At 45.4% G+C, this 20,289-nt stretch carries 16 protein-coding genes, 1 tRNA gene and 2 pseudogenes; 9 read left to right on the plus strand and 10 right to left on the minus strand.

Annotation, left to right across the window (positions count from 1 at the left end; all coding sequences use genetic code 11):
• Positions 1-4: 4 nt before the first annotated feature.
• From QZ323_RS07260 to QZ323_RS07270, 3 genes are all read left to right on the plus strand, one after another.
• A complete protein-coding gene (locus QZ323_RS07260) occupies positions 5-733 on the plus strand; it encodes a DUF5932 domain-containing protein (protein ID WP_294633944.1) in 729 nt (242 codons plus the stop codon).
• Between the two features lie 49 nt (positions 734-782).
• Positions 783-2,237, plus strand: coding sequence for an AbgT family transporter (locus QZ323_RS07265; RefSeq protein WP_294633981.1), 1,455 nt, complete (start codon positions 783-785; stop codon positions 2,235-2,237).
• Positions 2,238-2,336: 99 nt separating this feature from the next.
• A tRNA-Arg gene (locus QZ323_RS07270) sits at positions 2,337-2,410 on the plus strand.
• A gap of 297 nt (positions 2,411-2,707) precedes the next feature.
• On the opposite strand, the gene QZ323_RS07275 is transcribed toward QZ323_RS07270, so the two are convergent.
• From QZ323_RS07275 to QZ323_RS07300, 6 genes are all read right to left on the minus strand, one after another.
• Entirely contained in the window at positions 2,708-3,409 is a 702-nt protein-coding gene (locus QZ323_RS07275; protein ID WP_294633945.1) for a LytTR family DNA-binding domain-containing protein, read from the minus strand.
• A 183-nt stretch (positions 3,410-3,592) separates the two neighbouring features.
• On the minus strand, positions 3,593-4,651 hold the full coding sequence (locus QZ323_RS07280) for a histidine kinase (RefSeq protein ID WP_294633946.1): 1,059 nt from the start codon (positions 4,649-4,651) through the stop codon (positions 3,593-3,595).
• A 101-nt stretch (positions 4,652-4,752) separates the two neighbouring features.
• Complete coding sequence (locus QZ323_RS07285; RefSeq protein WP_294633947.1) at positions 4,753-5,973, minus strand: ABC transporter permease; 1,221 nt, start codon at positions 5,971-5,973, stop codon at positions 4,753-4,755.
• Positions 5,974-5,986: 13 nt separating this feature from the next.
• Positions 5,987-6,733, minus strand: a complete 747-nt coding sequence (locus QZ323_RS07290) for an ABC transporter ATP-binding protein (protein WP_294633948.1) — start codon at positions 6,731-6,733, stop codon at positions 5,987-5,989.
• Between the two features lie 53 nt (positions 6,734-6,786).
• Positions 6,787-8,010 carry an efflux RND transporter periplasmic adaptor subunit gene (locus QZ323_RS07295; protein WP_294633949.1) on the minus strand — a complete coding sequence of 408 codons (1,224 nt, stop codon included), beginning with the start codon at positions 8,008-8,010 and terminating at the stop codon, positions 6,787-6,789.
• A 17-nt stretch (positions 8,011-8,027) separates the two neighbouring features.
• Entirely contained in the window at positions 8,028-9,491 is a 1,464-nt protein-coding gene (locus QZ323_RS07300) for a TolC family protein (RefSeq protein WP_294633950.1), read from the minus strand.
• A 672-nt stretch (positions 9,492-10,163) separates the two neighbouring features.
• On the opposite strand from QZ323_RS07300, the gene QZ323_RS07305 reads away from it, so the two are divergent.
• The 3 genes from QZ323_RS07305 to QZ323_RS07315 all read left to right on the plus strand — a co-directional run bounded on the left by QZ323_RS07305 (position 10,164) and on the right by QZ323_RS07315 (position 13,253).
• Positions 10,164-10,409, plus strand: a complete 246-nt coding sequence (locus QZ323_RS07305; protein ID WP_294633951.1) for a DUF4492 domain-containing protein — start codon at positions 10,164-10,166, stop codon at positions 10,407-10,409.
• 115 nt (positions 10,410-10,524) lie between these two features.
• Complete coding sequence (locus QZ323_RS07310) at positions 10,525-12,072, plus strand: cytochrome ubiquinol oxidase subunit I (protein ID WP_294633952.1); 1,548 nt, start codon at positions 10,525-10,527, stop codon at positions 12,070-12,072.
• A 35-nt stretch (positions 12,073-12,107) separates the two neighbouring features.
• Positions 12,108-13,253, plus strand: coding sequence for a cytochrome d ubiquinol oxidase subunit II (locus QZ323_RS07315; protein WP_294633953.1), 1,146 nt, complete (start codon positions 12,108-12,110; stop codon positions 13,251-13,253).
• A gap of 31 nt (positions 13,254-13,284) precedes the next feature.
• Here QZ323_RS07315 and QZ323_RS07320 read toward each other — a convergent pair whose 3' ends face one another.
• The 4 genes and pseudogenes from QZ323_RS07320 to QZ323_RS07335 all read right to left on the minus strand — a co-directional run.
• Positions 13,285-14,559: a DUF5103 domain-containing protein gene (locus QZ323_RS07320; protein ID WP_294633954.1), complete on the minus strand. Its 1,275-nt coding sequence runs from the start codon at positions 14,557-14,559 to the stop codon at positions 13,285-13,287.
• A gap of 38 nt (positions 14,560-14,597) precedes the next feature.
• Positions 14,598-15,338 carry a monofunctional biosynthetic peptidoglycan transglycosylase gene (gene mtgA / locus QZ323_RS07325; protein WP_294633955.1) on the minus strand — a complete coding sequence of 247 codons (741 nt, stop codon included), beginning with the start codon at positions 15,336-15,338 and terminating at the stop codon, positions 14,598-14,600.
• 196 nt (positions 15,339-15,534) lie between these two features.
• Positions 15,535-16,209 (minus strand): OmpA family protein, encoded by a 675-nt coding sequence (locus QZ323_RS07330; RefSeq protein ID WP_294633956.1) that lies wholly within the window; start codon positions 16,207-16,209, stop codon positions 15,535-15,537.
• Positions 16,210-16,316: 107 nt separating this feature from the next.
• Positions 16,317-16,574: pseudogene (locus QZ323_RS07335) on the minus strand (MATE family efflux transporter); the annotation flags it as partial.
• A 172-nt stretch (positions 16,575-16,746) separates the two neighbouring features.
• Between QZ323_RS07335 and QZ323_RS07340 the strand changes: the two are divergent.
• The 3 genes and pseudogenes from QZ323_RS07340 to QZ323_RS07350 form a co-directional block, all read left to right on the plus strand.
• Positions 16,747-17,139 (plus strand): annotated as a pseudogene (locus tag QZ323_RS07340) (cyclic nucleotide-binding domain-containing protein); the annotation flags it as partial.
• Between the two features lie 72 nt (positions 17,140-17,211).
• A complete protein-coding gene (locus QZ323_RS07345) occupies positions 17,212-17,841 on the plus strand; it encodes an NUDIX hydrolase (RefSeq protein ID WP_294633958.1) in 630 nt (209 codons plus the stop codon).
• Between the two features lie 792 nt (positions 17,842-18,633).
• On the plus strand, positions 18,634-20,205 hold the full coding sequence (locus QZ323_RS07350) for a DUF6377 domain-containing protein (RefSeq protein WP_294633959.1): 1,572 nt from the start codon (positions 18,634-18,636) through the stop codon (positions 20,203-20,205).
• Positions 20,206-20,289 lie beyond the last annotated feature (84 nt).

Consider the following 20,289-nt stretch of genomic DNA (forward strand, 5'->3'; position numbering starts at 1 on the left):
ATATATGGAAGATAAGAAATTCAAGGTCATTATTGTAGAAGATGTAAAACTGGAACTGAAAGGTACAGAAGAGATTTTCCGTCATGAAATCCCAAATGCAGAGATTATAGGTACTGCTATGACCGAAAGTGAGTTTTGGACACTGATGGAAACCGGAATACCCGATCTTGTTTTATTGGATTTAGGTTTGGGTGGCTCAACTACAATAGGTGTGGATATTTGCCGGAATATTTTCAAGCGTTATCCTGGGGTACATGTACTGATATTCACCGGCGAAATCCTGAATGAAAAACTATGGGTGGATGTTCTGGAGGCAGGTGCAGACGGTATTATTCTTAAAACAGGGGAATTGCTAACCAAAACAGATGTGCAAGCAGTAATGGATGGTAAAAAACTAGTGTTCAATTATCCTATCATGAAAAAAATAGTAGAGCGCTTTAAGCAGACTGTAGTAAATGATGCAAAACGTCAGGAAGCCATTATTGGATATGATATTGATGAATATGACGAACGTTTTTTGCGTCATTTAGCTTTGGGGTACACGAAAGACATGATTGCTAACCTGAAAGGTATGCCATTTGGTGTCAAATCTTTGGAGAAACGGCAGAATGATTTGGTAAACCGATTGTTTCCACAAGGAGAACGGATAGGAATAAATGCAACCCGACTGGTAGTACGTGCTTTGGAACTTCGTATTCTTGATATAGATAATTTGGAAGCTGATGATGAATAATTTATTTATTTATTAAAGATTACTTCAGCTGCAGAATAGAATGAAACCGATAAAGAATAAATGGCGTATGCCACATCCGGCAACAATGTTTTTCTTGTTGACAGTGGTTGTGATTATCTTGTCTTGGATATTTGATATCTATGGTTTGAGTGTATTTCAGCCACGCACCGAGGAGGAGATAAGGGTGCAGAGTTTGCTCAATCCGGAAGGTATTCGTTGGCTGTTGCGCCATGTTGTTACTAATTTCACAGGATTTGCTCCGTTAGGGTTAGTGATTGTAGCTATGTTCGGCATTGGGGTGGCACAACATTCAGGATTTATAAATGCTTGTATTCGAAGTAAGGTACATCATAAGCATAATCCTTGCCGTATGGTAATATTAATTATCTTTTTAGGAATCTTCTCCAATGTAGTAGGTGATGTAGGATACATAATTTTGTTACCAATAGCAGGAACATTATTTCATTCAATAGGATTGCATCCGATTGGAGGTATTGTCACAGCGTATGTTTCTGTATCGTGTGGGTATAGTGCTAATCTATTATTGAGTACGTTGGATTCTATGCTTGCTACCACTACTCAAGAAGTTTCCGATATGGCGAATGTGGTGTTAGGAAATGTAGGACCTTTATGTAACTACTACTTTTTTGTAGCTTCTACTTTTTTATTGGCTTTTGTCATTTATCAGGTGACTTGTCGTAACTTGCTCCCGGTTTTGGGTGAGTATGCAGGTAATGTTCGCTTTGATGGTTATAAACCACTTTCACGTAAAGAGCGACGTGCTATGATAGGTTCAATTTTTATAGGAGTAGTTTATGTAGCGATAGTCCTATTTGCTACTTTTTCGCCATGGGGAATTTTACGTAGCGTAAATGGTGGTTTGATTCGTTCTCCTTTTATAGAAGGGATTTTATTTTTGCTTTCATTAGGTATCGGACTTATGGGTATGATCTATGGTTTTGCTTCCGGTCGTTATCGTACAGATGAGGATGTGATTGAAGGTCTTATTCAGCCCATGCGGCTATTAGGCGTATATTTTGTAATAACTTTCTTTGCTGCCCAGATGTTTGCCTGCTTTGAATATTCTCAATTGGACAAATGTATTGCCATTTGGGGGGCAGATATGCTTTTATCTATTCAGTTTGGAAGTCTTTGGACTTTGCTCTTATTCATTTTCTTTACGGCTCTTATTAATCTTATTATGGTATCTTCCACTGCAAAATGGGCTTTTATGTCTTTCATATTTATACCAGTTTTTGCTATAATGGATGTTTCTCCCGATATAGTACAATGTGCATACCGCATTGGTGATAGTGCAACAAATGCAATTACTCCTTTTATGTTTTATATGCCCCTTGTCCTCACGTATATGCAGGAATATGATAAGCATTCTACTTATGCTTCATTATTAAAATATACGTGGAGGTATTCTCTTTGTATATTACTCTCATGGACGATACTTTTTATCTTATGGTATATAACTGGCTTACCGTTAGGATTATAGCATCTTGGAAAATATAAAAATCGCTTTGGATAATATTTTTATAGATAAAATCTTTGTAACTTTCATAAAAAAGCGTACCTTTGCATCGCAATTAAGGATGGTTCCGTAGCTCAGCTGGATAGAGCAACGCCCTTCTAAGGCGTGGGTCTTGCGTTCGAATCGCAACGGAATCACGAAAGGCGGTTACTTCGGTAGCCGCCTTTTTTGTTGTATGACGGGCATGATAGTTCGCCTGCACTATCTAATTCGCTGGTTTCGTGTAAAATAAAAAGTGGCTTCAAACATCCACTGATGAAGAAGCCACTCACACAAAAACTAAACTAGACTTAACTAAACTATTCTATTGGGGGAAGTTTCACAACTTCCTTTATCTGTTCGTTGCAAAGATAAAGAAACATTTTTTAATATGCAATAGGAAAATATAATTAGTCAACGAACTATAATATTTTATCGACTAATGGGGCTGTTTCCTAACTTCTTTTGTCAAGGAATGCTTGAAATTCCTGTTTGTAACTGTCGCTGACGGGGATGTATGTTTTGTCGAATACGATACGTCCGCGATCAATGACTCGTATCTTTTCTTTATGCACGATATAAGACCTGTGGACTCTCATGAAACGGGAAGCAGGCAATAATTCTTCCATGGCTTTCATACTCATCAGTGATAAGATCGGACGAGAGGCGTCTTCTGTGTATATCTTGACATAATCCTTCAATCCTTCCACATAAAGAATCTTTTTAAGTTCGATCTGTACCAGCTTATAGTCGCTTTTTACAAAAATACTTTCGATTTCGTTTTTCGGCTGTTGCAATAGTTCGAACCACTGGACAGCTTTGTTTGCTGCCTGCAAGAAGTCTACGTATGAGATAGGTTTTAGCAAATAGTCTAATGCATTGACCTTATAACCGTCAATGGCGTATTGCTCAAAAGCGGTGCTAAACACGATGCGCGTGTGGGGATCGACCATTTTGGAAAACTCCAATCCACTGAGTTCAGGCATTTGTATGTCGAGGAAAAGCAAATCTACCTGCTTGTTTGGCAACTCTTTCATAGCCTGTACGGCACTGGAATACTTTCCCGCTAATGTGAGGAACGGGGTTTTGTTGATGTAGCTCTCTAAAAGATCCAAAGCTAACGGTTCATCATCTACTATGGCACAAGTCAAATTCATAGGGTCTAATTGTTTGTTTTGAAATATTAAAGATTAATTCGCTACGCAATGTTATTGCTGTACGTGATCGATGTTTTAAATAAAACTTGATTGATATCTAATAAATACTTGATTATCATTAATAAGCACCTGGTTTTCATCGAAAAATATTTGATTGTCATCGAATAAAAGCTTGATGATCATTTAATATCTGATGCTCAATACTGATTTATATTCCTTTCCGTCATCACTTACTCCCTGATTCCATTCGTACCGACCGGGATAGGTCAGTTCGAGGCGTTTTCGTACTTGTTCCAATCCAATGCCGCTTCCACTCTTGTCCGCCTGGTTCTTGGGATGATAGCTATTGGAGATTTCACAGCATATCTGACCGGGGCTTTCGCTGAAATGAATGCGTATGAAGCTGGGCTCAGTGGGTGAGATGCCGTGTTTGAAGGCATTTTCTATGAGGGAAATGAAAATAAGCGGGGCAATCTCTGTACGGCTGTCGGCACGGATGTCGATTTGTGTATCTACGCTCACGTTGGCTGCAAGGCGGATACGCATCAGTTCGATGTAGTTGCGGATGAAATCCATCTCTTTGCCTAATGCGACGTAATTTTGTTGGTTGTCATAAAGAACGTGGCGCAACAGACGGCTCAGTTCCTGAACGGCAGTCTGCGCCTTGTCGCTGTCAAAGGCGATAAGGGCATAGATGTTGTTCAGGGTGTTAAGCAAGAAATGGGGGTTCAGTTGGCTGCGTAAGTTCTTCAGTTCGGCTTCAGTACGGCTTTTTTCGGCTTCACGCCGCGCAGCCTCTATATCTGCCCATCGACCGCTCATACGGATGGCAGCAGCCAGTCCGACGGTGAGGATCATGGAAAATACGTCGCGTAAGATGAAGATCCAGCTGGGAGGTCCGGGACGTTTTGGACCTGAGGGCCTTACGTGCGAGTGGAAGATGAAGTTCTGCCAGAAATGCACTCCGACGGCGGTGCAGAGAATAAGCATTAAGTTTAGGACTATATATTGCTTGACGCGTCCCTTGAATAAGAAATGAGGGATGAAGAAACAATAGTTGATGTAGAACACAATGAGGAAGGAGACCGGAACTGCGCTACCATGGCGTAGATAGGCCATCCAGCTTACTGAGAAATCGCTACGGTTCATCAGTAGAAACGGGAAACCGAAGACGATGCCCCATCCGATGATATGAATGAGGACTTCTACAATCCGGCGGGTTTTAGTGTCTTGCATAATCATGCCACAAAAATAATGATTTTAATGAAAAATGCAGAGTGAAGAACTGGGAATTACCAAACAAATAAGTTGGGGCAGCCCGATTCTTCATTCTGTATATCCATTTATTCGTATCTTATTGCTTCTATCGGATCCAGGTCGGCAGCTTTCTTGGCAGGGTACCAGCCGAAGAACACGCCGGTGACGGTGCAGACTGCGAAGGAGAGAAAGACACTCCAAGCTTGGATATAAATGGGCCAATGCGCCACGTTCTTTACCATGAATGCAGCTCCACAACCGATGACAACCCCGATGATGCCTCCCGTGATACTGATCAGAATGGCCTCAATCAGGAATTGCGATAGGATGTCTATGCCCCGTGCACCGACAGACATGCGCAGGCCAATCTCACGGGTACGCTCCGTTACGCTGACGTACATAATGTTCATGATGCCGATACCGCCTACCACCAGAGAGATACCGGCAATACATGCCAGAAGTGTAGTCATCAGGTCGGTGGTGGAGTTCAGCATGGTGCTGAGTTCTTGCTGGCTGCGGATGGTGAAGTCATCATCGTCACTCTCTTTCAGCTTGTGGTTGCGGCGCAGGAGGGTGGTGATTTCTTCGGTTGCATAATCCGTCATGTCTTCGGAGAGGGCAGAGGCGAAGATGCCTTGCAGGTAGGTAACGGCAAGCATGCGTTTCATGACAGTGGTGTAGGGAGCCAGTACGATTTCGTCCTGGTCCATACCCATGGAGTTGTATCCTTTGGCTTTGAGCACACCCACTACGCGCAGCGGCACTTGATTGAATCGGATGGTATGTCCGATAGGGTCTTGCCCGTTGGGAAAGAGATTGTCTACGATGGTCTTGCCGATGACGCAGACTTTGGCTGCGGTTTGAATGTCGGCTTCGGTGAACATCTCACCGCTTTCCACGTTCAACTGTCGGATTTCGAGATATTCCGTACCCACGCCATTCACGGAAGCGGGGTAGTTGTTGTTACCGGCAATGAGTTGTCCGCTGGATGATACGTTGGGACTGATGGCGGCCAGGAAGTTGGTCTCGTCGCGCAGTGATTCGTAGTCGGTCAGTTTCAAGGTCTGCATAGACGAGGCGTCTTGCCGGACACCGCCACGCATGTCACCGCCCGGATGAATCATGATCATATTAGAGCCCATTTCCGATATCTGCGCCTGAATGCTTTTCTTCGAACCCTGTCCGATGGCAAGCATGGTGATGACGGATGCTACACCGATGATGATACCCAACATGGTGAGGAATGCACGCAACTTATTGTTGGCAAGGGCGCGGAGGGCTATTTTGAAAAGGTTTGTTCCGTTCATAGTTTTTTTATTTTCAATCTTCTTCGTTCTTGGGTAGTGCTGCCAGAGCTTCGGCTGCCGAGAGGATTTTCGGGTTGACAATGTCTTCCGTCACATGTCCGTCGCGTAAGCGGATGTTCCGGCTGCTGTACTGGGCTATTTCGGGGTTGTGCGTGACGAATATGATGGTACGTCCTTCGGCATGTAGTTTCTGGAAGAGAACCAGAATTTCGAAAGAAGTACGGGTGTCAAGGTTACCCGTTGCCTCGTCGGCGAGGATTACCGCAGGGTTGTTCACCAAGGCACGGGCAATGGCGACACGCTGCATCTGTCCACCGGACATCTGGTTCGACTTGTGCTCCAAGCGTTCCGCCAGTCCCACGGCCTTTAGGGCTTCGATGGCACGGCGGCGGCGTTCGGCAGCTGAGACGGCAGCGTTGTACATCAGGGGAAGCTCTACATTCTCCACGGCAGTGGTCTTGGCCAGAAGGTTGTAGTTCTGGAAGACGAAGCCGATCTTGCGGTTCCTCAGGATGGCACGCTGGGACTTGCTCATGGTGCGCACGGATATGCCGTCCAGCAGGTATTCACCGCTGGTAGGGGTGTCGAGGCAGCCCAAGGTGTTCAGCAAAGTTGATTTGCCAGAACCGGACGTACCCATGATGGTGACGAACTCCCCTTCGGCGATAGAGAAGGAGACTCCACGCAAGGCGTGTACCGTCTCTTCGCCCACTTGGAAGTCGCGTCGGATGTTTTGCAATTCTATAACTGTTTTATTCATATCGCTTGTTTTTTGCTATTCCACAAATGATTGTTTCGATAAAGTCTGAATCATCATTTGCCATTCCTCTTTTTATTTCCTCCCGGAGGGCCAGGCATGAAGGGGCTTCTTTCGCCATCGGTTTGTCCTTCGGGCATGACTGCCTGTCCGCCGCTGGTGCTGATTACGGCATCGGCAATGATCTGTGCGCCTTCACTGATGCCGCCGGTAATTTCCGTCATGATGCCGTTCGAGATACCCACGCTGACCGGATGGGCGGTGAACGTGTTGCCTTCTCGAGTCCATACTTTATGTTCGCCCTCACAATCGTTGATCACGGCATCTTGTCCAACCAGTGGGAGAGCGGGCGTGAAGCGCAGTGCTTTGGCGGGGATGCTCAGCACTCCCTGCTTGTCCAGCGTATAGATGGTGATGTTCGCTGTCAGCCTCGGTTTCAGTTTCAAGTCGGGGTTGTGGGCAGAGATGACTACCTCGTAGGTGACTACCGTCGTGCTGGTAGTGGTGCTGCTCGAACTGCTTGTAGCTCCAAGGCGGATTTGCGTCACCCTGCCTTCGAACACATCGTTCGGGTAAGCGTCCACTGTGAAGCTGACGCGCTGTCCTTCTTCCACTTCGCCTATGTCGGCCTCGTCAACGTCGGCAACTACTTGCATCTGGGTCAGGTCGGCGGCAATGGTGAAGAGGGTCGGGGTCTCGAAGCCGGAAGCTACGGTCTGTCCCTCCTCTACGTCACGGCTGATGACAACGCCGTCGATGGGCGAGGTGATGGTGGCGTATGAGAGGTTGCGCTCTGCCTTGGCGAGCGAAGCCTTACTGCTGTCGAAGGCACTTTTGGCTTTCTGATAGTTGTAGAGGCTCTGCTCGTAGTCCGTGTCGCTGATGAGCTGCTTCTCGTGCAGGCCTTTGTTGCGTTCGTAGTTCTTCTGCTGATATTCGTATTCGGCTTTGGCACCGTCGTAAGTGGCCTTTTGCAAGGCGAGTTCACTTTGCAGGGTCACTTTGTCCATTTCGGCGATGAGTTGCCCTTTGGTCACTACGGAGTTATAGTCGGCATACAGTTTGTCGATGATGCCGCTGACCTGCGTACCGACTTCTACTTCGGTCACCGGTTCTATGGTGCCTGTGGCGGTCACGAAGTTGGAGATGTCGGCGCGTCCCACGGTGGTTGTCTCGTACACCACTTTCCGGTTCTTGGCTTTTCCGCCCAATGTCCAGATAGCTATGCCGGCAACGATGATGACTCCGGCTGCTACGATGATAATCTTTTTCTTGCTCATATTCTATGCTGATATACTTATTGATTTAAGTTTACGTCTCGGGTATCTGTTTGCAGTGCGATTTCCTCTCCCTGATAGAAACGCAACAGTTGGGCATTCAGTATTGCCATGTACTTGGCTTGCAGGGTCTCCTGCTGGGCGTTGAGCAGATTGCTTTTTTCAGTCAACAACTCTACGGTGTTCTTCATGCCCAGGTTGAATTGTTCTTGGATGAGGTCGTAGCTCGCCTGCGTGCTGCGCAGCTTTTCGGCGGCAGCGGCATATTGTTGCTGTGCGCTGTTGGCATCCAGCCATAGGCTTTCGATGGTTTTGTACAGCGTCTTCTGCTGGTCCAGCAGTTCCAGCTCGCTGGTCTGCTTTTGCAGGCGTGCCTTCTGCACGGTGCTCTTGGTCTGGCGGTTGTTGAAGATGGGTATGCTGACGGTCAGTCCTAAGGAGTTGTTCCAGTTGTTCTTCACCTGTTCGGAGAAAGAGAAATCGTTTCCGTTGGCATTTGTCGTTCCGATGCCTGCACTGAGACTCAGGGTGGGGATGTAGCCCGCTTTGGCGATGTTGATGTCGAGGTCCGACGCCTGCACATTCAGTTTGCCCGACTCTATTTCCGGACGAAAGGCAAGTGCAGCGTGATACACATCCGCCTTGGCGGGTAGGGGCACCAGTACGCTCTCGTCGCCCAAGGCAGGCAGGTAGAGATTCATCTCTTCTTCACCATCCAGTTCGAGGAGTTGTTTCAGTTGCAGTTTGTATTCCTGCAGGGTGGCTTGTGCAGTCACTAACTGATACTTATCCGTGCTGACCTGCGCTTCCAGTTGGGCGAGGTCGCTTTGGGCAATGCTTCCGGCTTCCAGCAGTTGCTGTCCGCGGTCGCGTACTGCTTGGCTGACAGCAAGCGTGTTCTCGTTCACTCTCACTGCTTCGGCGGCGTAGAGTATCTGTACATATATCTGTGCGATGCTCTCTTCGATGGAGTTTTCGCTTTCGGCAACGTTGAGTTCGGCAATGCGGTTGTTCAGTTTCTGCTGTTTGATGGTGTTCAGGCGCTTGTTGCCATTGTAAAGGATCCAGTTGGCATCAATGCCATAACTGCCGTTGTATGATGTCTTGCTCGAACTGCTGGTGATGTTGTCGCCACTGATGATAGTGCCGCTTTCACTGTTCGGGCGGTTCACGATACGTTGGCTGATACTTGCCGACAGGCTGGGGAAGAGGGCGGCTTTGGCGGTCTTTACGTCCACTTCGGCACTTTCCGCACTGATACGGTTGCGTTTCAGAGTGATGTTGTGCTGCAAGGCATAGTCAATGCAGGTTTGCAGATCCCATTGTGAGGGGAGGGTTTCGCCATCGGGCAATGCACTGCCTTGCAACATACTTCCGGTTTGCGGGGCAGGAGCCTTCTCTCCTTGTGCAAACAGTGGTGCGTTGCCTGCACAAGCGTTTGCCATGCATAGGGTTATCACTGTCAATCTTCTTACATTTTTCATATATCTGTTCTTGCTAAAAATGTTTTTATTTCCGGGGCAAATGTATGGGACATCAGGAAAAATGACAAAATGAATAGACGGTTCGCGAGTTTTCAACGCCGGAGTGCTCTTTTGTGTCGATAACCGATTTGGCTTGATAAAAGCTGGAGATACATTCCTTCTAAAAAAGATAATCCGCACTGTTCTATAAGAAATATTCATGCAAGATCCTGTTTTGCCCGATAACTCTCTTTACCCCCTTCAGAATACCTTCTGAGAGGGGGGGTAATGAGTCAGGGACTGAAAGGGTTTGACTCAGGGACTGAATGCCTTTCAGTCCCTGACTGAATGGGGTTCACTCAGTGAGTCATTTGGAAATGAAATTTTATGGAAAGGATTTTCACTGTTTTTGTAAAATAATCTGCTTTATGCCTATTCAAGTGGGACTCTTTGTTGGACATGGTTCTTTTATTTAGAGGAGTTAAAGGGAGTAGAACCGATACTCTTATATATAATGTAGTAGCAGAAGTATAGGTTTTTAACTCCTAAGCCGGCTTGTCGGCTGATAATTCCCGATAACTTCTGTTAACTCCTTTAGATAAAAAAGCTGTGCTGCCAACTAACTTTTTCTACCTTTCATTTGTTTTCTATATATAGAAATTTTATATTTGTAATGATTATAATTTTGTTATTATGAAGAATACGGTACTTAGTATCTGGCGTTTCTATATGGACGGATTTCGCAGTATGACGCTGGGGCGCACTTTGTGGCTTATTATATTGGTAAAACTCTTTATCCTGTTTGCCATTCTGCGCATATTCTTCTTTCCTGATTTCCTGAACTCTGTTGCTACTGATGGCGACAAGGAAGGTTATGTCAGCAATGAGCTGATTGAGCGTGCTATTGGCAGTCCGCCCTCCTCATCATCGGTTCCGTAATTTGCCCGACGGTACTCTTCCGTAATTCTATAATTCAATAACTCTGTATCTCAACAAACTCCGTAATTTAAAAACGAATAAACTCAATAACTTAAAAACTAAAAACTTACTTCTTATGCTTGAGCACATAGACACTTCTCTGATCGACTGGTCGAGGGCACAATTTGCACTGACCGCCATCTATCATTGGATTTTCGTGCCCCTCACGTTGGGGCTGGCAGTCATCATGGGCATCATGGAGACCATGTATTACAAAACGGGCGATGAACGCTGGAAACGGACAACCAAATTCTGGATGAAACTTTTCGGTATCAACTTCGCCGTGGGCATAGCTACGGGTCTGATCCTGGAATTTGAATTTGGAACCAACTGGAGCAACTACTCTTGGTTCGTGGGCGACATCTTCGGTGCACCGCTTGCCATTGAGGGTATTGTGGCTTTCTTTATGGAAGCTACATTCGTTGCAGTCATGTTTTTCGGCTGGGAGAAGGTGAGCAAACGCTTCCATCTCGCCTCTACCTGGCTGACGGGACTTGGCGCAACGATATCCGCCTGGTGGATACTTGTGGCAAACGCCTGGATGCAGAATCCGGTGGGGATGGAGTTTAATCCTGCAGCAGGCCGAAACGAAATGGTGGACTTTGCCGCAGTGGCACTTTCGCCGATGGCCGTGAATAAGTTTTTCCATACGGTATTGTCCGGATGGATACTGGGAGCGATATTCGTAGTGGGGGTAAGCTGCTGGTTTCTGATGAAGAACAGGGATAAGCAGTTTGCCTTGTCAAGCATCAAGATAGCCGCCTGGGTGGGGCTGGTTTCGGCATTGCTTTCGGCATGGACAGGAGACGGATCGGGCTATCAGGTAGCGCAGAAACAGCCGATGAAGCTGGCTGCGATGGAAGGATACTACGAAGGGCAGCAGGGAGCCGGACTGGTGGCTGTCGGTATGCTGAATCCGGAGAAGAAGAGCTATAATGATGGGGTAGCCCCCTTCTTGTTCAAGATAGAGCTTCCTAAGATGCTCTCTCTTTTGGCAGAGCGGAAGACGGATGCCTTTGTGCCTGGCATTACGGATCTGATCGAGGGAGGCTATCAGCAGGCAGACGGCACAATGGCACTGTCTGCCAAAGAGAAGATAGAGCGTGGCAAGACCGCGATTGCCGCGTTCGGTGCTTATCGAACTGCCATGAAGGCAGGCAATAAAGCCGACATGGAAGCTGCCGGACAGGTGTTGAAAGAGAACATTGCCTATTTCGGCTATGGCTATATAAAAGATGTGAACGAACTAGTTCCCAATGTACCGTTGACGTTTTATGCTTTCCGTGTGATGGTGATGTTGGGGGGATATTTCATTCTCTTCTTTGTTGTGCTACTCGTTCTTTCCTATAAGAAAGACCTTTCGAAGACGAAGTGGATGCACTGGGTGGCATTGTTGACTATCCCCTTGGGTTATCTTGCCGGACAGGCGGGATGGATCGTTGCGGAATGTGGGCGCCAACCGTGGGCCATACAGGATATGTTGCCGGTGAACGCTGCTATCTCCAAACTGAATGTCGGCTCGGTTCAGACGACGTTCTTCATCTTCCTGCTGCTGTTTTCCGTCATGCTGATAGCGGAAATCGGTATTATGCTCAGAGAGATACGCAAAGGAGTAGAGAAATAATGAATCCGAAAAAAATAACTAAAAAATAGAATCAAATGACTTACGCTTTTTTACAACAATATTGGTGGTTCGTAGTATCATTGCTGGGAGCCTTGCTTGTGTTTTTGCTGTTTGTGCAGGGAGGCAATTCACTCCTGTTCTGTCTGGGAAAGACGGAAGAGCACAAGAAACTGATGGTAAATTCTACCGGTCGCAAATGGGAGTTCACTTTTACGACTCTGGTAACCTTTGGCGGAGCGTTCTTTGCCTCATTTCCACTGTTCTATAGCACCAGTTTCGGCGGAGCCTACTGGCTTTGGATGATTATCCTGTTCAGTTATGTATTGCAGGCAGTCAGCTACGAGTTTCAGAGTAAAGCCGGAAACCTGTTGGGCAAGAAGACATACAGGGTCTTTCTGGTGATGAACGGTGTGATTGGCCCTGTGTTGCTGGGCGGTGCCGTTGCCACGTTCTTTACGGGTTCGGCATTCTGTGTAGACAAGAGCAACATGGCGGACACGGTGATGCCCGTGATCAGCCATTGGGCGAATGGTTGGCATGGGTTGGATGCGCTTGCCGATGTGTGGAATGTCGTATTGGGACTGGCAGTGTTCTTCCTGGCACGTGTTTTGGGAGCGCTCTATTTCATCAATAATATTGATGATGATGTTCTAGTAGCACGCAGCCGCCGTTCGTTGATAGGAAATACGGCACTGTTTCTGGTGTTCTTTCTGTCTTTCGTCATCCGGACGTTGTTGGCAGACGGATATGCGGTTGATGCTGCTACGGGAGAAATCTTCCTTGAACCATACAAGTATCTGACAAACTTTATAGAGATGCCGTTGGTACTGGTTACTTTCCTTGTCGGAGTGGTACTGGTTCTTGGGGGCATCGGCACGACTCTACTGAAGAAGACTTTTGATAAAGGCATCTGGTTTACGGGGATAGGTACGGTGTTGGCAGTGCTTGCCTTGCTGCTTGTGGCCGGATACAATCATACGGCATATTATCCCTCTACGGACGATCTCCAAAGTTCATTGACACTGGCGAACAGTTGCTCCAGTGAGTTTACGCTGCGGGTGATGTTTTATGTTTCTTTCCTGGTTCCGTTTGTGTTGGCATATATCTTCTATGCATGGAGAAGCATTGATGCGCACAAGATCAGCAAAAAGGAAGTAACAGGCGGGGAACACGCTTATTGAAAATGGAAAATTGAAAATGGAGAGTGGAAAATTAAAACTTCCAACTCTTCATTTTCCATTTTCCACTTTCCATTTTCCATTTCCCTATCAGCCTGTCATATCTTTCTCCGAAAGCACGGTGGTAGACAAGTATCAGATATTCATTCTCTGTTTCATAATAATTACCTTCCGCTGGCGATGTGCTTCCCGAATTTTTCTCTGGTGCCACATACAGGTACTGATAATTATATGCCCCTTGTTTCAGCAATAGGGTACACTCGTATGCGTGCTTCTCCGGATTATACTTCAAACGGTTTTCTTCATTAAAGCGGTCGTACGTGAATGCTCCTTGCAGATAGAAATCTCCTTCGGCGAGCGGCTTTTCCCATTGCAGGGAGAAGTGCACGAAGAAGTAGTCTGCTTCTGTCGCATTGTCTGTGGCATCGTCGTAACGTATGACGAAGCGCCCGTTCTGGTCCTGGTCGTAGCTGTAATTCAGGATGCGCGGTTCGTCCGGAAGGAGAGTCACGTGGTAGTAGGGATTGTGATAGCGGATACTTTCCACTCCTTTCGATGCATACTGGGTATTCACCATTTCGAAACGGCGGTACTCATTTCCGGCAGGGAATATCAGGGCACGGTTATGCTCATATTTCAATAGGTCGGTACCTACGTATGACGGTTGAAGACTGGTTACTTCATTGTCCGTACGGTTGTTCTGCAGAACGTGTACTTTGATTTCATTCTGCGGATTACGGATCGGATATCCTTTATGCTGAATATTAAAGCTGACCTGCTGATGCGTCTTGTTACGGTCTATATCTGTGTCGCTGCTGACTTGCGCCATCACATTTACTCTCTTTTCCATTACTCTGAAGCAAGCAGTGAAGGCTGGCTTCTCCTTGCCCTCTGCTTCATCGTACACCGTCAGCCGGTAGTTTCCGGAGAGTTTCAACTTTACTTGATCGTTCGGAAGGGTGAACTGATAGTGCGTATACGGCAGGGTAGTATTGACGGATATATCTGCGTTTTCTATCGGATTGTCGTTGAAACCATCCAAATATTCCGTTTCGGAGATATCGGAGGGAGTCCAATCGGCATTGCAATGGGTAAGAACATACTGATAGCGATGGTAATCATGCGTGAGGCGGTCGAAGGAGACTTCTACCGTTTCATCATTGCCCAGGCATATGATGGCAGGAGCAGTATAGTCATTGTTGGCAATGACTTGCACGGTACGTATGTGTGGCGTATGGATTTCAGTACGTTGCGAATGCGCTTTGCAGTAAACGATACAGACCAAAAGGAGTAGCCAATATTTCTTCATTCTGTAATAGTTTGAGGATTAAACTGGGAAGTGGCCAGTTATTTCTTCGTTTTCGCCTTAGCCTTTTTCTTTTCTTTCTGGACGTCCTTCTGTTCCGCAGGTGGAAATTTGGGTACGAGTTTCATAAGTTTCAGTATCTGCTTTTGCCTGCTTAGCATGTAGGACGAAGGATGTGCCGAATCAAAACGTATCGGGTTGGGTAGGGTAGCCGCTATCAATGCCGATTGTCCGGCAGTCAGTTTGGCGGCTGTAGTTCCGAATTTGTATTTGGCGGCAGCTTCCGCTCCATAGATGCCTTTTCCCATTTCGATGGAGTTGAGATAGACCTCCATGATTCGTTCTTTCGACCAGCATAGTTCTATGAGCCAGGTGAAATAAATCTCAAACCCTTTCCGTACCCACGAGGAGGTGGGCCATAAGAATACATTCTTTGCCGTTTGTTGGCTGATGGTGCTGGCTCCTCGTTTCCGTTTGCGGGTTTCGTTTTCTTTCATGGCTTTCTTTATTTCGATAAAGTCAAAGCCGTTGTGGGTGGCAAAGCGGTTGTCTTCCGAGGCAATGACTGCCATGGGCAGGTGAGGGGAGATTTGTTCAAAAGGTACCCAAGTGTGATGCCAGACCGGTTTTTCGCCTTTGCATATCTGCTGAGTAGAACGAATTACCATAAGGGGAGTGGCGTAAACTGGTACAAAACGGTATGCAATCACTGCCAGAATAGTGGAAGCAAAGAATAGTAATATCAGATTGCGTACAACTCGCAGGATTTTCTTTAGACTCATTGGAGAAAAACTTTATCAATAGACAGAACAATTGACGAACCAATTGACAATTGATAATTGACAATTGGTAGGTGATAATCGGTAATTTATAATCAGATATATTATATTAATATTTCATGATCCCAAATTGTTTATTCGTCAATTACTAATTATCAACCATCAATTGTCAATTATCAATTATCAATTGTCAATTGTTTTAGTTGTTCGCTTCCGCATTCTTAATCATCTGTTCGCTGGCATACATATAGATCTCCACGCGACGATTCTGGCTTGCCGTCATGCTTTCGTCGTACTGGCTGTAGCCTACACCTTCCACTTGTTTGAATTGTGCCGGAGACACGCCACAGCTTTGCAGATAGTTCTCTACGGCATATGCGCGGTCTTTCGATACTTTGATGTTGGCTTCGTACGTACCTACCTTGTCGGTATGTCCGATGATGGCGATATCTGTAGTCGGATCTTCTTTCAGGATCTGAGACAGTTCGCGGAGGGAAGCCTTGGAGGTATTGCTCAATGTAGAAGAATTGAAGGCAAACAAGATTCCTGATTCAAAGCTGACCTTTACTGCAGCAAGTCCGTTGGTGTCAGTGACCTTTTCCACTTGTGCACCTTCGATTTTGGCTGCTTCAGCAGCTTTCTTATCCATCTTGCGTCCGATGATTACTCCTGTACCTGTGCCGACTGCCGCACCGACTGCTGCACCAATGGCTGCGCCCTTGCCTTTGCCGATCAGCCCGCCGATTATTGCGCCGGCTGCTGCACCGGAACCACCACCGATTACACCACCTTTTGCAGTATTATTCATCGTACCGCAACTTCCTAACATAATAGCACAACTCAATAGAAGTGCTGTAATTTTCATCTTTTTCATACTTTCCTTTTTTTTAAGTTAATATGTTTCTGTCATCAAATAATGCAAATTTAAATATATAACAGATATCTCATAGTTATGTTCAGGCAGTTTATTTGCCTTTTTCATCATATTTTTCTTTTTATAATCATAAACCATAGTGTGAGCGTGATTCCTTTGGCTATGGTTGTCAGGCTTACTGCCCACCAGATGGCGTCCACACCCATTCCCTGATGCACCAGAAGTAGCGCGATGGGAATACGCATATAGTTGTGCACGATGCTGATGATTGCGGGCGGAACTGTCCTTCCCAAACCGTAGAATATTCCTTGCATCGTGATCTCCAGCATCATGAAGAGTTGCGAATAACCGTCTATGCGCAAGAAGTTTCCTTACAGGGGACAAAGTTACGGATTATTTGTTAAGAATACGAATCAGAGCAGCTTGATTCATTTGTCTGCACGTTCTATTATCTGTCCTGTTTCTACATAATTGATGGAAAATGAACGCACTTTCGTTCTTTTGCTTACTTTTGCAAAAACAGAAGAATTATCGGTTATGGACAACATCATACGTAAAATGAAGGTATACTATCCGGTTTCGGACCATTCGTTGGACATCATGAAAAGCTATTTTAGGCGGCAAGTATTCCCTGCCAAGGCGATAATTATACAGGCGGGACGCTTCGACAGGCAAGTCTATTTTATAGAGAAAGGCATAACGCGCGCATACATCCTGCACGAAGGGAAGGAGATAACGACATGGTTCTCTGCGGAGGGTGATGCGACCTGTGGTTCTTGGGACTTGTATCGGCATAAGGCAGGATTCGAGTATGTGGAAACTCTAGAAGATACGCTAACTTATTCCATTTCGGTGGATAACCTGAATGAGTTATATCAGTCTCATATCGATATAGCCAACTGGATGCGAGTATTGCAACAGGAGAATTTTAACATAGGGTAAATGCTGAAAAGCCCGTTTCTTCTACCTTTGCAAATCATAAAAATCAAAACTACAATTATCATGAAGAACAAAATCGTACAACCACAATGGCTTGAATGGGCCAAAGAATTACAATTTATAGCCCAGGCAGGCCTGACCTACTCAAAAGATCCGTTTGATATAGAACGTTTTGAACGCATCAGGGAGATTTCGGCAGAGATACTTAGTCTGCAAAGTGGGGTTTCCGTAGAGAAAGTGAAGGAGTTGTTTTGCAATGAAACGGGATTTCAAACCCCGAAGTTAGATACCCGGGCGGCTATATTTAAGGAAGGCAAGGTGCTGCTTGTGAAGGAGAAGAACGGGACTTGGTCTTTACCGGGTGGCTGGGTGGATGTTAACAGGAGCATCAAGACCAATACGGAGAAAGAAGTGAGGGAAGAAGCCGGACTGGACGTGAAAGCTGTTCGGGTGATAGCCATACAGGACAGGAACCTGCATAACATTCCTCCTTACGCCTACAATGTCTGCAAGGTATTTATGCTTTGCGAGGTGGAAGGCGGAGCCTTCAAACCTAACTTGGAAACGGTGGAGAGCCGTTATTTCGGATTGGAAGAGTTGCCTGTGCTGGCTGAGGAAAAGAATACGGCAGAACAGATCAGGATGTGTTTCGCCGCCAGCAAAGACAAGGAGTGGCAAGTCCGGTTCGACTGACGGCCGGACGACATGGAGGGAAGTAATCGAAATGAAGTTGCTCACTGCGGATTACGCTGATTAGCGCACATTCTTTGACATGATTATAACGTGTCTAAGTAAAAAAATACACTAATCTGCGTGATCCGTAGTCGGTTTTGGTTCATTTTTACCCCTGTTTTTATGGTAATTATGTTTATAGCGGTCGATAAGGTTACTTGTTATGGCCGATAAGATTACTTGTTACGACTGATAAGATTATTAGTTTTGACTATAAAGGTTGCTTCTTCTCTCGTAAACCTCTATTTTAGGCGTCTTCTGCCTGCCGATGCTCTTATTTAAACCCTCCTTTTTTCTAGAATAATTGTAAGTATTTCGATATCCATCTGTTATACTGATGATTACGAAATTTCTTTCTTTTCTTTTCGTTCAAGCTTGCCATCGGGGTGAAACAAGCCATTCTCGTGCAATTAGAAATATAGTTTGTCAAGGGTAGAAATTCAGTTTTAACATTGGAAATGCCGGTTGCTCATACGGACCTCCCAGACTTCAGTTTCCATTTTCCTTCCGGAGAATCGTTTTTCTTCCTTTCGGGAATCCTAAAATCAGCATGTTCGGAACTTTATCTTGCAAATTGTACGGGGAATTTAAATAAAAGATTTATCTTTGTGTTCAAATATTAATACTATGAGACTTTTACTATTATTCTTCTTATGTATGCCTCTATCATTGTATTCCATATCTTTTAATGCGGAAATCAATTCGTTATTGGTAAAACTGGACTCTTTGATTGTTCAAAAGGAATCATTCATATTGGCTAAGGAAAATAAAATTGCCCAACTGCATAAACAGAAGAAGGAAGTCAGGACATTGGAAGAACGTTACTGGTTGAATAAGAGATTCTATGATGAATACTTTGTCTATAACGCTGATTCCGCAATGACGTATGTGGAGCAGAATCTGAATATCGCCTTTCGATTGGGTAAAGAAGAGTGGCAGGCGGAATGGAAAATCAAGCGATCTTTCCTGCTGTCGGCAACCGGATTGCTCAAAGAGGCATTGGATGCACTGCAAAGCGTGTCGAGTGATTTGTTGTCTCCAGAGCTAAAAGTGGAATATTACAGTCAGATGGTATTCCTATACTCTCACTTCGGTCAATATTCGGGGGAAAGCAATGCAGAGCTTCATGGTAAATATTACCAGAAAGAGAAAAATTATCAAGACTCCATCTATGCCATAGTAACTTCCCAAGACCCCTTCTATTTATGGTATAAGGGGTGGAAGTTCCGCAGGACGGATCAGATGGAGAGTGTGAAGGAGGAACTGATCAAAGAAGTATCGGCTTCTGATTTAGATACTCGCCGCGATGCAATGAATGCTTACGTGCTGGCATGTTTATGCCGCGACTCCGACGACAAGGACAATTACCTGAAGTTCATGATATGTTCGGGGATAGCCGATGTACGCACGGCTAATAAGGATATTGCCTCCTTGGAGGAGCTGGCAATAGCCTTGTTCAATCTGGGCGACATAGACCATGCCTATACCTATATTAATTATTGCCTGCAAAATGCGCAACTTTACCAAAATAGAGTACGCATAGTAAACATTGCGAAGGTGCAAGATGCCATCCAACAAGCCTATCAGGAACGCAGCCGGAAACAAGAAGCCCGTCTGCATACCTTTTTGATTCTGGTCAGCATGTTGTCTGTCGTTCTGCTAATGGCTATTCTCTATATTCTATGGCAGATGAAAAACCTTTCCCGTTCACGCAGTCAGTTGAATGAAGCGAACGGGTTGTTAAATAAGCATATAGATGAACTGTCGTTGGCACACGCCCAATTGGCTGAAGTAAACGAGAAACTGCATTCGTTGAATGAGCAATTGCAAGAAACGAATAGTAAACTTCGGGAATCCAATTATGTAAAAGAGGAATATATCGGCTATGTATTTGCCATCTGTTCCAATTATATCAGCAAGTTGGATGAATTTCGCAAGAACATCAACCGTAAAGTCAAGGCTCAACAAATAGATGCTATCAAGGCGTTGACCGATACTTCTGCTATGGCACAGAATGAGTTGAAGGAATTTTATCATAATTTCGATGCTATCTTTTTGCATGTTTATCCCGACTTTGTAAGTGATTTCAATGCTTTGTTGCAACCGGAGGCGCAGATTGTGTTGAAGGAAGGACAGTTATTGAACACGGAATTGCGCATTTATGCCTTGGTGCGCCTGGGCATCAACGATAGTGTGAAGATTGCCGATTTCTTGCATTGTTCTCCGCAAACGGTTTACAATAATCGGTTGAAGATGAGAAACAAAGCCATCATAGCCAAAGAAGAGTTTGCCAGCGCTGTTATGGCATTGGGAAAGATGCAGTAGACTTAGAGCCTGTTTTCGTCTCGTGGAATAAAAAAATTAGTCTCATGAGATCATTTTATTCGTCACGTGAGACAAAAGAAACCG

The organism is uncultured Bacteroides sp. (assembly GCF_910585845.1).
In the GTDB taxonomy this organism is placed as follows: Bacteria; Bacteroidota; Bacteroidia; order Bacteroidales; family Bacteroidaceae; genus Bacteroides.